This is a genomic window from Pricia antarctica (assembly GCF_900101815.1).
GTDB classification, from domain to species: Bacteria; Bacteroidota; Bacteroidia; order Flavobacteriales; family Flavobacteriaceae; genus Pricia; species Pricia antarctica.
The window spans coordinates 99,788-112,089 of the sequence record NZ_FNAO01000010.1 but is presented as its reverse complement, the minus strand read 5'-3'; the positions used below and the strand labels follow the sequence as shown (position 1 = coordinate 112,089).

Genomic DNA, 12,302 nt, shown 5'->3' with positions numbered 1-12,302 from the left:
GATTATTTTATTATCTGAATTTCTTATTTTAATTAAAGTTTACTGTCCATCCCAATTGTACAATCCTAGGTAGTGGTGAAGCTCCACCATCTTGACCAGTGGCCAAGGTGAAATCTCCTTTTTGAAAGCTTTGGGTGCGACCTACCTCTGGGTCATATCCTGAATATTTAGTAAAAGTGGCCAAGTTTTGGGCAGCAACATAGAATCGCATCTTGGAGACAAAGTTATTTGTCCAGCTTTTCAATTTTTCAGGAGATAAGCTATACCCTACAGAAATATTCTGTATTCGTAAATATCCTGAATCCTCCACCCATCTATCAGAAAAACGATTGTTACCGTTAGGATCGTTTAAGGCCAGTCTAGGGTTAGAACTTGAATTTGCCGTTCCTTCGCCAGTCCATCTATCCAAAATTTGGGTGCTGAAATTACCTTGACCGGTCATGCCTTCCAAGCCAACTCTTGCAGAATAATAGACCTGCTTATCACCTACTCCTCTCAAGAGCATCGAAAAATCCCATCCTTTGTATTCTGCATTAAAATTAAAGCCATAGAAAAATCCTGGAAATGGACTTCCCAAAATTGTCCTATCGTTAGCATCTACAACCCCATCACCATTCACATCCACAAAACGTATATCGCCTGGGGAAGGTGTTCCATTAACATCAGGTACCGCGGCAGCCACCTCAGCATCATTTTGATATAGTCCATCGGTCTTGTAACCGTAGAAATGACCCAGACTTTCACCCACGATAGTCCTATGTGTAGACGCCCCGCCAATACCGCTAATTATTTGTGGTATTGGACCTAGGTCGGTTACTTCATTTTTAACCGTAGTAAGGTTGCCACCGAAGCTATAGTTAAAGTCACCCACTGCATTGGCATAATTGAAAGAAAGCTCGATACCGGAGTTTTTTATTTGCCCAATATTGGCATCGGCTGGTAGGAAAAACCCGGAAACATAGGGCAACGGGAAACCTAAAAGCACATCATCCGTAGTTTTATCGTAATAATCAAAAGTTCCCGTCAATTTCCCATCAAAAAGACTTGCGTCGACCCCAATGTCAAACTGGGTACTCGTTTCCCATTTAAGTTCAGAATTTGCAAATGTTGTCGGGGTAGGAGCTATAACCGTTCCATTACCTAAGGCATAACGAACGTTGCTGTCAATAGCATTAAGATATGCAAAATTAAGACCCGTAAACTGATTTCCGGATTGCCCCCAGCCCGCTCTAAATTTTATGTCATCGAAAGCGGTATCTTCAGGGAAGAAATTTTCATCGGTAATTCTCCAACCTAAAGAAACAGAAGGAAACACTTGATCTCTATTTCCAGGAGCAAATCTCGAAGTCGCATCCCTACGTATGTTCGCTGTTGCGAGGTATTTTCCCTTATAATTATAGGTTAGACGGCCTAACCAACCTTGCAATGTCCATAAATCTGCCTCATTGGTGCCAGTAACCGCTCTTCCTGTAGAAGCAAAATTTAAATTAAAAAGATCATTACCTTGAATTCGTAGCTTATCAAAACGAAATTTAGTCTGCTCAAAGCCGAAGACTGCACCTATATTATGATCTCCGTCACCAAAAGTTTTATCATACTGAAGCGTTGCCGCACTAGTTAGGGTCAACTCTGTAGGCCTTCCCTGGATTAAACGTGATGCGGGACTACCCCCAGCCAATCCCGGATCGTTGCTTGTGAAATATTCACCAGCACCAGCATTATAGTCTATACCTATTGATGTTCTGGCCTTTAAACCGTCAATTATGTTCAGTTCTCCGTAAAAATTACCCAACACTTTACGGGTCTGGATGGTTGTGGTTGTGTACCTATCATCGGTATTGAATAAATAATTGGTGGCAGCACCATTCCCAACAGTCTCTTGATTTATAAAATTATAACCTAGAGGACCATCTCCATAGGGCTGGTAATACGGTGCGTTACTGGCAGAATTAAAGCCAGCAAATATACCTGGTTCACTTTGAACCTGCCTATCTGTTTGGCTTATTAAAAGGGATTGACCAAATTTAAGCCTATCGCCAACATTAATATCTGAATTGGCTTTCAATGAGTATCTGCTAAAGCCCTGTGCTCGTTCGATACCATCCTGATCTAAATAACCACCGGAGATGTAGTAAGTTGCCTTTTCATTGCCGCCACTTACCGAAACATTATGATTTTGAACGAATCCCGTTTTAAAGATAAGGTTTTGCCAATCCACAAATGGCTGTCCTCTAAATTGAGAAAGATCATTACCAAGCTGCCCTTGCACATCAATGTATTGATCAACATTGAGAACATCTAAGGTATTTCTTGCACTTGCAAAAGAGGTATACCCGTCATAAGTCACCCTAGCATCACCCCTGTTTCCTCTTTTAGTCGTAACAATAATAACCCCATTAGCTGCTCTTGCCCCATAAATAGCCGTTGATGCAGCATCTTTCAAAACATCAATGGATTCAATATCATTTGAATTCAATCCAGCCAATGGATTGGAGTCGGTAGTTGAAGAGGTATTTACAGTGATGTTGGTAGTTTGCACAATGGGAACCCCGTCTATGATCCATAAGGGATCATTGACCCCGGGAGTTCCGATCCCACGAATACGTACACTAATTGGAGATCCCGGGTCACCGCTTCTATTCGTAATATTGACACCGGCCATCGTACCCGCCAAAGCTTGGTCTGGACTTGTAATCGGTTTGGTGACAATATCTGCAGCTCCTATTGAGGCTATTGAACCGGTCAAATCTGCCTTTCGCTGCGTGCCGTAGCCAACGACGACCACTTCGGAAAGAGCCTCCGCATCTTCGGCCATGGTAACATTGACTGTGCTCCTGCCATCTATTGAAACGGTTTGTTTGTTATAGCCAATATAGGAAAACACTAAAACGTTTTCCCCTTCAGGGACGCTTATAGAATAATTACCGTCAAAATCGGTCACAGCCCCAATAGTTGTACCCTGTACAACTACATTAACCCCGGGGAGTACACCTGAGGTATCTGAAACTTTACCCGTGACAGATGTTTGTGCATAAACGTGCGAAGTCCCTAAAACCATAAGAGCGAGAAATGCCGTTATAAACAAATTTTGCTTACAGCTTTTAAAGGATGGTTTTTTCATAATAAATCTGGTTAATGTTAGTTTCAATTCTAGTCAGCCTCGAAAATAAAATAGTACTTAAAAACAACATTAAGGCCTGTATTTAAGTACATTAAATGAAATGTGGATTAGTCAGTATTCTATTTGTCAAATGATTTTGAGTGTTGAAAAACTACCCATATCAAATTAAATCTTTTTAAACCAAAGGATTCAAATTAGAAAATACGATTTAATCATCATTAGGCATCAAATCTATTAAAAACTTTGCAGTACACAACATTTATTTATTTTATTTTAATTCTTTTTCCTTCTTTTTCCTTCTTTTTCATTAAATTTTCCTTTTTTTCCTTTTGTTTTAATTTAAGAAGGATACAAAGTTTAAAAATTAGCAAAAAGTAACTCCTTTAACACTCTATACATAGTCCATGTTTTGAAAGGGGAATCAGGTTGGGACTTCAAATCTAGCGATTTTTAAAATTCAATAGCCACAAACTAACTCGAACAAACTGAAAGATATCTTATTACGATTTTTATTTGCAAACTGAACCGCAGCAATAGTTTCCTGACTTTATCTGGTCGGCAAAGGAAATCAACACTGTCGCTGTCTCCTTGACCAAATAATTTTAAGGATGTGAGATCCTAACATAACTTAGGATTATGTGGTCACCCTTGTATGCCGTCAAGGTTTCCGACACCTTCAGCAATCATAGCGAGCTAGTATTTAGACGGCTTTCCAAAAAAAGGTCAACACCAGTTACAACGGGAAGACACCACCTAATTAATAAGTAAAAAAAACATTAGAACAAATAATAGAAAGAATTTGAAATTTTAAAAATTATAATTACTTTCATTATTAATTTAAAAAATGGGGGCTTGAATGGGCCTACTGGTTTTAATAGGTATGAAGATTGACGCGCATGTACATTGTAACTCCACCAGAAACGACCTACTGGAATACGGTATTGAAAACGACATACGGTTTATATCTATTATTACGGACGTTCCTGAATTTCCATCAATTGAAGACCAGTTAAAAACGGTAGTAGGTCTTAAAAAAAATTATGGAAATCATCTGAACTTCGCAATTTCCTTTTCATGTCAAGGTTGGGAATCCAAAAAATGGCTAGAGAAAAGCCTTGACACCATTCAAAAATCCCTCGATATGGGAGCTGTAGGTGTGAAGGTATGGAAGAATATTGGGATGTCCCTTACGGACGAAAATGCGCGATATGTAATGCTAGACCATCCCTCTTTTGAACCCATTTTCAACTATCTCGAAGACAATGATGTGGTGCTTCTGGGCCATAATGGGGAGCCAAAGAATTGTTGGTTACCAATAGATGAAATGACGGTTGAATCGGACCGCAAATACTTTTCGGCCCATCCTGAGTATTATATGAATTTACATCCTGAAATCCCTGACTATAAGGCCCAGTTGGAAGCGAGAAACAACGTACTGAAAAGACATCCTAAACTTCGGTTTGTGGGATTGCACCTAGCAAGCCTTGAGTATGATGTTAAGGAAGTCGCGGCTTGGCTTGACAGCTTTCCATTAACTATGGTTGACCTAGCGGAAAGAATTGTTCATATCCAGCACCAGGCTGTCACCAATTGGCAAAAGGTACATGATTTCTTTATGCAGTATCAGAATCGCATTATTTATGGTACTGATCTGATTACCGATGATGCAACTAGAAATCATGAATTGGAGGCCTATTTGGATAAACGATATAAAATGGATTGGGATTTTTTCGCAAACGAACAGTCAATAACTGTCCCAGAAATAAAAGGTACATTTAAGGGGCTTGGCCTACCTCCAACCATATTGCAAAAAATATTTCACGCGAATGCCAAAAGGACTTATAAAATTTGAAATTTAACTTTTGATTAATCAGATTTACAACAATGACGCAAAGCAAATTCGTTTTAGTATGTACTCTTTTATCGCTTGGTGCCTTGATAGCTGTACAGGTGGGGCAAAACCAACTAATTCCTACCATAGATGGCAAAGCGTATTACCAACTGGAAGATTTCAGTAAGGTTAAAAAGTTTGACATTCATATTCATATCAATACAGAAGAGACGTTTTTTATAGAGCAGGCGCAAGCAGATAATTTTCAATTTTTGGATATTATCGATGACCGTCCATTTGGATTACCTATGGATGGACAGCAAAAAATTGCCATGCTTCATTTAAAGAACTTTTCAAAAAATATGGCTGTTGCCACCACTTTTCCGGTCAAAGATTGGGGTAGTGATGACTGGATGGAAAACACAATAACAGGCTTGGAAAAATCTTTTTTGGATGGCGCTATAGCCGTCAAAATTTGGAAGAATATCGGGATGGACCTGAGGGACGGAAACGGAAAATTTGTGATGGTCGATGATATTCGACTCGATCCCATCTTGGATTTTCTAGTAGCGAATAATATTCCCTTATTAGGTCACAACGGTGAACCCAGAGATTGCTGGTTGCCCCTTGATGAGATGACCTTCAGCCAAGATTATTACGGATCCCATCCAGAATATCACATGTATCTGCATCCGGAGTACCCTTCTTATCAAGATCAGATAGATGCTAGAGACCATATGCTTGAGAAGCATCCTGATTTAATTTTTATGGGTGCACACCTGGGTAGTCTGGAATGGAGCCTTGACGAGTTGGCAAAACGCTTGGATAAATTTTCGAACATGTACGTTGATTTAACGCGTTTGTCCAATTTGAAACTTCATACATTCAATAACCGAAAAAAGACTCGGGCGTTTTTCATTAAATATCAGGATAGACTTATCTACGGTACGGACAGTTCGATCAATTCATCAACAAGTCCATCCGAATTCAAAAAAGACATCAATGACAGATGGGTAAGTGAATGGAAATTCTATGTAACGGATGAGAAAATCAACCTAGAAAATTTTGGAGAGTTAAAGGGACTAAAGCTGCCCATCGATGTAGTTGATAAAATATATTCAAAAAATGCCATACGGCTATTAGGACTTCAAAATTGGTAACCACGAATTAAAAGAAATTTCGATGCAGAATATGACTAGACGTGAATTCACAAGGAAATCTGCCTTAGCAGGTGCCGGTTTTGCAGCTTCCAATTTTGTTGCATTTGCCGGAAAGGGGTCCGTTCGCAATGCTGAATTGAGTGTATCCATACCCATGCCAATTCAAATTGTCATTGATGATGTTGGCTGGTGGTCTGGAGAAGACGGCCACGAGCGTCAACAGCCTTACCGTACAGGCATAAGTCGTAATCATGTTCCGGCCGATTATCAAGCAATTGCGGATCTTGGAATAAAACTGGGTGTACGACCACAAGCAGCAACTATTCTTTGTCAGTGGGACCGAGAAAATATGTTGCGGAATGTTCCGACGATTACATGGATGCGTGAGAAATGGGATAACAGTAAATGGGTGGGGCCCTGGTTGGATGAGGCAGCAGATATTATCCGAAATAATCAAAATCACTATGAGCTAACAATGCATGGGGTAGGGCATGAATATTGGAAAGATGAAAACATGACCCGGGCAGAATGGGCGGACAGTTCAGGAACAATGCGACCTCTTGACCAGGTTGAACTTCATCTTGATTGTTTTGAAAAATTGTTGCATCAAAATCAATTAGGTGCTTTTCCAACTTCTTTTGTGCCTACCGCTTTTTTGCATGGGTTTGGTTTGACAGGTGATCATCAAATCAGTATGGCAGAAGTCGTAAAGAAACGTGGCATTCATTACATCAATACCCCTTTTAGTAATATGTATAATGCCGAGGGGGCTCAGTTTGGGTTATTTGGGGTTGATTCTGGAGTTATTACTATCGATCGGGGAGAAGACTTGCTTCATTGGGATGACTTTGGAAAAAAACCTAGGGGGGCACTAACCGGGCCCACCTGCGGATTACATTGGCCAAACCTACTACATCCCGACCCGAATCGCAATTCTGAAATTGTAGAGGCTTGGGTGAAACTTCTTAAGCCGTATAATGATCAACTCGATACACTATTAGCCAAGAATTCTTTGTCATTTCGAAATCAGCTTGTACATCATGTTTGTACAAAAGCACAGATTCGTGAAGATAAAATTTACATTGATTTCGTGGAAACCAATAAATTGAATGATCAACTGAGCACTAATCAACTGATCGTCAAAATCGAATCCGAAAAAAAGCTAAGGTTCATTTCGGATGATTTAAAGATTACCGACGCAAAAATAGCTCAAAGGAGAGATAGGCATTTATATACGCTGGAAATCGATAAAATAAAGAATATCGACAAGGCTGTTGTGAAATTTGAGGTCTCATAAACTGCGCATTATTCAATTTCCCGGCTCTACCAGTATCTGGATATTCGCACTTCTTTTATGCAAAACCTGCTTATTTTGGCAAATTAAATTTGAATTAGAATCGGTTTTTACTAAAAATAGAAATGATGTTTGTAAAAAATGCACCACTACTATTCTTGTTAATATTTTTATCATTTCAGAGTTCATCTGCCCAGAAAGAAGTTAATCCTGTTCGGATGATAGATGAAATAAAAACACATACTGAAGGTTTGGCAGTATGGTGGACCGGACATAACGGATGGTTAATTAAATATAACGATATTTTAATAGGAACGGATTTGGCATTGGAATCGGAAGATCGGGCGGTACCTTCTCCAATCTCTGCAAAAGAATTGGCGGAGGAGTTAGACATTTCCTTTATCACCCATGAGCACGGCGATCATTTTGAAAGGGAAACATCAAAAATTCTGGCTCAAAAAGGAAATTGTGTATTCGTAATGCCATCAAACTGCAAAGAGATTGCAATTCAAGAAGTAGGAATTCCTGAACAGAGAATTAATGTAGCTACTCCTCGAGTACCCTTTAACATTGGTGATGTGAAAATTGAACCGGTAAGAGCCATCCATGGTAATTCAAAGTTCGCGGTGTACTACGATGCCAACTTAGAAGATTGCGGGTACCTGATTACGATTGGGGGGAAACGCTTTCTGCAAATGGGAGATACCGTATTACTGGAAGACCATCTCTTTCTTGAAAAGGTAGACGTTTTGTTTTTCTCGCCCACCGAACACAATACACATATTGACCCCTCCCTGATTCTTATAAATGAATTAGAACCCACTTATATATTACCACAACACAGGGACACCTTTAAAGTAACTGATCAAAATAGATACTGGACAACCGGGTATCCAAATGAAGTGAAATTTCGATTGTCAAAACCCATGCAGGAGCGCTACCATATTCTGGAAATTGGAGACAAAATCGATATCGAAGATGTTACTGAAGTAAGGGAGAATTAAAGGTAACTTCATTCCTGACAACTTAGGTAAAGAAAGACTGATAATTAAAATTAAGGGAGTTATGAAAAATCTTCAAAGAAGGAAATTCATAAAGAAAACTATTTATTCAGGATTGGGCGCCACCCTAATTCCCATTAACCTCATGGCGGAGGTGCAACCTGAAATTGATAACATTAAAATTCCACAAACCTCCTCAGGTACTACTAAAAAAGTCATCGTAGCAGGCGGAGGTATTAGTGGACTTTCCTGTGCTTATGAATTGATGAAAAAAGGACATGAGGTACTAGTATTAGAAGCCTCCGGGCGATTTGGTGGTGCTGTACTCTCTGTACATGATGGACTTTCCGATGGACTGTACGCCGATTTCGGGGCAGAAAATTTTACCCAACCTGGTTATGAAAATTACTGGAAATATATTGAAGAATTTAAGCTTACTGCCCTCCCTTATTTCCATAGGGAAAACAGATTAACTAGAGTTGATGGCGTCTGGCACACAGAGAAATCGCAAAAGGAAACCTACGAACAGCAGGTCGAAATGTTGGGAGGGTTTAACAAAAAGGAAACTCAATTTCTAGTATCGAATCCTTCAACCAACCTGCAACTGCTTTACCTAGAACCCTATTTTGCAAAATTCGTGGATGAATATCAGCCTTTTGGAATTGGATATGACCATCTTGAAAACATACCTGTCTCCCAAATCTATAAAGAAGCAGGGGCCTCAAAGGCAGCCATGACTGTTTTAGGAGGCGAGGAGACTTCTGCGCTTTATAGTATTTGGCAAGCCTATATAATGCATAAAAGGGGTTACGATAATCAGTTCAAACTATTTCGCCTTAAAGGTGGCAACCAAATGTTAACAAATGAACTGGGGCGGCGTTTGGGAACGAGAGTGAAGCTAGATTGTCAAATTCTAGAGATTGAAAATGGGGAAACTAAAGTAAAGGTGAAATATAGGGAGTTCGGGGAGGTAAAGGAAATGTCAGCTGATTTCCTCGCATGTTGCCTTCGAACGACAGCGCTTAAAAAGATACCCGTAACCCCGATGTTACCAGCTCAAAAGCAGTTTATTTTAGAGAATCTTGCCTATGATCAAACCACAAGAATTGTCTTCCAGGCAAGATCGAAATTCTGGGAAAAGGATAATTTAAGTATTAACCTGACATTTAACCATCCTGCACTTACCCATATTTGGCAAGTGGCAGGTGAAGTGGATACCGATAGGGTTTCATTAATGGCTAAAGCGCCAGGCGGAACGAACCCATTACGCACCTTAGACGCTTTTAGGGAACTCTACCCCGGCAAAAAATCGAATATCGACATAGAACAGACCCTGGTGAAAGATTGGTCAACGGATACATTTGTACATGGATGCGAGCGCCATGGTTTTTCGGGACTGGGCGTTTTATCGAAATATTGGCCACATATTATGACAGCCCATGGTAGGATCCATTTCGGGGGGGCTCATACGGATAACAGAAGTTGGGGAATGGAGGCAGCTACCAATGCCGCCAGTAGAGTGGCCATGGAAATCGATACAGCGTAGCCGTCAGATGTTTACATAAGTTATGAGGTACATTTTGCTTTTATTTCCACTATTGTCTTGTTGTAATTCAAATATCTGGAATATCCAGGTGGAAGACCCATTTATACAAAAAGGTTCAAAAAGCCATTATTTTAGAGGGAATGCCCCCACTTCAGATGCTTTAAGTCTACATTTGACCAGCACTATTTCCTCAAATCAAATCCAGGATAAATCCCTTCCAAATGTAAAATTAAGTGTATCCCCAAATAGCGAAGAATATTATCACTGGGATACGGATGTGCGTTATTCCATTGAGGTGTCGGACGCGGTGGATGGGGATTCAAAGTATGGTGAAATAAACATAAACGAAGTACTATTGGAAATAGAATTTCTGCCCAAAACAGATAGGGAAGAGGGAAAGGAAATAATTAAAATATCTGATATAGAACCAGATGATAAAGGTTTGTCATTGCTGAAGAAATCCACCTGTTTTAATTGTCATGCGGATAAGACAGTGCTTGCTGGTCCTTCGTTTTCCAAAATTGCAGAGAGATATAAAAATACAGCGGGTACTATTAAATCCCTTTCGCACCGTATTTTAAATGGGTCTATAGGAGAATGGGGTAGTATGGAGATGCCTGCGCACCCGGACCTTACATCAGAGGAAACTGAACAAATGGCATCGTACATCTTACTGCAGGGAGGAAAGAAGAATAACTGGGTGTTGCCCGGTTTGGAAGGAACTTTCCGGATAATAAAAAAGCCCGGAAATGTAACTGAAGGAATCTATATGCTAACAGCAAGTTATACGTCCACTTCGTTGATGAAAGGACAATTTTCCAGGAAACTGCACATCAAATAGCGTGCAGTTTATAAGATCGCTTGTGACCAAAGTTCAATAGCCAGAAAAAGATAAATGGTGACCGTACTATAAAAAAGAGATGATGCTAGACCATGAAAGAATAGACCCTGTTAAAAGACGGTTATGAAATATAGGGCTTGTATTTAGTCTAGTGCAGCAATACAGTCCATCTCGACCAAGGAAATGCCGGGGACTCCCCCGTAAACTGCTACCGTTGTACGTACGGGTGGATTTTTACCAAAACGGCCGCGATATACTTCGTTCATGCCCTTGAAATCCGCGATATCGGCAAGATAAACGTTTACCTTCAGCACCTTTTCCATGGAGGAGCCGTTCTCCGTTAGTTCCTTTTCGAGTTCTTTCAGCACATGTTCGGTATGGGTTTTGATATCGCCCTCGAACTGGGCGCCCTTCCCAGAAACGTATAGCGTATTACCATGTTTGACGGAACCAGAGAACATCGGAATCTCTTGATCTGTAACAATCGCCCCTGTAACTTCCTTTTGAGAGCTGTTATTCCGGTTCATTGCACTCAGGGTTCCCATGCCGAAAAGTCCGGCAAGGCCCATTCCTATTGTTTTAAAGGATTCCCTTCTACTGTTTTTCATTTGTTTTAATTTAAATTAATGATTCATCTTAACTATTCGGCTCGTAGCTTCCCGATACGTTATGCGACTTGTCAATGAACGATTTGTATCGGTCGGTTTTATTTTATTTGAATATAATGGATTGGAATTTGTTCAGTTCGTGAAACGAATTTTTAATGGTTGGCGTCCACGACCATTTTACCATGTTCCCCGTGTCATAGTCAATTCTACAAAAATTGGCGTTCCATATTGTCCCACTTTTTGGTGGGACGTTGGGTAAAAGGCCAAGGGATTTGTAGGATATAAAGATTTCCGCACGCCATGATTTGATTTTTCCGTTCAGTTGCTTTGCTCCTCCTATTATTTCGACCTTATTCTCAACTCCGTACTGTTCCTTACCGTATTCGTTGAAGGGCACCCATGGCAATCCCCCTTCCGAATCGGATATAGTGAGAACCAACTGTTTTTCGAATTGATTGACCTCATATTCATAATATACCGTTTCTTTTGGATTTGGATGGAAAAAAATCTCGAACACGTCACCGTTCCAAATTTTGTCCATATCCCCATAATCTTCCGTAGTTATTTTGTCGTCCTCGCCATAAAAGAGTATATAGATGCCCGTAGAGGAGGCCAAAATCTTATACTTGGTTTCATAGTCCTTGCCGCCCTTATCGATTTTGGTGAGAAAGTTCCATTCAGATGCACTCCAATAGGGATTGTTCCCATTTCCGGTGATTTCAAAATCATCGCATCTTTCTACTGGCAACGGTTCATTGTGCTTTATGTTTATTTGATCGGTAGTCGCGACGTTCTTGTCTGGTTCGTCCAAGGATTGTCCGAAGGTGTAATTGAATGCTGAACCCAAGATGAGCGCATAACAACACAGATTTATTCCCGAAGTATTAAAGTTGTACATTC

9 protein-coding genes are annotated in these 12,302 nt (G+C 40.2%); 6 read left to right on the top strand and 3 right to left on the bottom strand.

The features are described 5' to 3' along the window. Window positions 1-28: 28 nt before the first annotated feature. On the bottom strand, window positions 29-3,121 hold the full coding sequence (locus BLT07_RS18420; protein WP_091873319.1) for a SusC/RagA family TonB-linked outer membrane protein: 3,093 nt from the start codon (window positions 3,119-3,121) through the stop codon (window positions 29-31). Window positions 3,122-3,977: 856 nt separating this feature from the next. On the opposite strand from BLT07_RS18420, the gene BLT07_RS18415 reads away from it, so the two are divergent. The 6 genes from BLT07_RS18415 to BLT07_RS18390 all read left to right on the top strand — a co-directional run bounded on the left by BLT07_RS18415 (window position 3,978) and on the right by BLT07_RS18390 (window position 10,794). Further along, complete coding sequence (locus BLT07_RS18415; protein WP_091873315.1) at window positions 3,978-4,973, top strand: amidohydrolase family protein; 996 nt, start codon at window positions 3,978-3,980, stop codon at window positions 4,971-4,973. Window positions 4,974-5,005: 32 nt separating this feature from the next. Next, window positions 5,006-6,112 (top strand): amidohydrolase family protein, encoded by a 1,107-nt coding sequence (locus BLT07_RS18410; RefSeq protein WP_091873312.1) that lies wholly within the window; start codon window positions 5,006-5,008, stop codon window positions 6,110-6,112. Between the two features lie 22 nt (window positions 6,113-6,134). After that, window positions 6,135-7,409, top strand: coding sequence for a hypothetical protein (locus tag BLT07_RS18405; RefSeq protein ID WP_091873310.1), 1,275 nt, complete (start codon window positions 6,135-6,137; stop codon window positions 7,407-7,409). A 122-nt stretch (window positions 7,410-7,531) separates the two neighbouring features. Then, complete coding sequence (locus BLT07_RS18400; protein ID WP_091873305.1) at window positions 7,532-8,410, top strand: MBL fold metallo-hydrolase; 879 nt, start codon at window positions 7,532-7,534, stop codon at window positions 8,408-8,410. A 61-nt stretch (window positions 8,411-8,471) separates the two neighbouring features. Next, on the top strand, window positions 8,472-9,953 hold the full coding sequence (locus tag BLT07_RS18395) for a flavin monoamine oxidase family protein (RefSeq protein WP_091873302.1): 1,482 nt from the start codon (window positions 8,472-8,474) through the stop codon (window positions 9,951-9,953). 88 nt (window positions 9,954-10,041) lie between these two features. Beyond that, a complete protein-coding gene (locus BLT07_RS18390; protein WP_091873299.1) occupies window positions 10,042-10,794 on the top strand; it encodes a c-type cytochrome in 753 nt (250 codons plus the stop codon). A gap of 143 nt (window positions 10,795-10,937) precedes the next feature. On the opposite strand, the gene BLT07_RS18385 is transcribed toward BLT07_RS18390, so the two are convergent. Further along, entirely contained in the window at window positions 10,938-11,402 is a 465-nt protein-coding gene (locus BLT07_RS18385; protein WP_091873294.1) for a RidA family protein, read from the bottom strand. Window positions 11,403-11,505: 103 nt separating this feature from the next. Beyond that, on the bottom strand, window positions 11,506-12,300 hold the full coding sequence (locus tag BLT07_RS18380) for a carbohydrate-binding family 9-like protein (protein WP_091873289.1): 795 nt from the start codon (window positions 12,298-12,300) through the stop codon (window positions 11,506-11,508). Window positions 12,301-12,302 lie beyond the last annotated feature (2 nt).

Bases quoted from the DNA above. Each gene is read 5' to 3' on its own strand.
- BLT07_RS18420 (WP_091873319.1), bottom strand. From the start codon at position 3,121: ATGAAAAAACCATCCTTTAAAAGCTGTAAGCAAAATTTGTTTATAACG.
- BLT07_RS18415 (WP_091873315.1), top strand. From the start codon at position 3,978: ATGGGCCTACTGGTTTTAATAGGTATGAAGATTGACGCGCATGTACAT.
- BLT07_RS18410 (WP_091873312.1), top strand. From the start codon at position 5,006: ATGACGCAAAGCAAATTCGTTTTAGTATGTACTCTTTTATCGCTTGGT.
- BLT07_RS18405 (WP_091873310.1), top strand. From the start codon at position 6,135: ATGCAGAATATGACTAGACGTGAATTCACAAGGAAATCTGCCTTAGCA.
- BLT07_RS18400 (WP_091873305.1), top strand. From the start codon at position 7,532: ATGATGTTTGTAAAAAATGCACCACTACTATTCTTGTTAATATTTTTA.
- BLT07_RS18395 (WP_091873302.1), top strand. From the start codon at position 8,472: ATGAAAAATCTTCAAAGAAGGAAATTCATAAAGAAAACTATTTATTCA.
- BLT07_RS18385 (WP_091873294.1), bottom strand. From the start codon at position 11,402: ATGAAAAACAGTAGAAGGGAATCCTTTAAAACAATAGGAATGGGCCTT.
- BLT07_RS18380 (WP_091873289.1), bottom strand. From the start codon at position 12,300: ATGTACAACTTTAATACTTCGGGAATAAATCTGTGTTGTTATGCGCTC.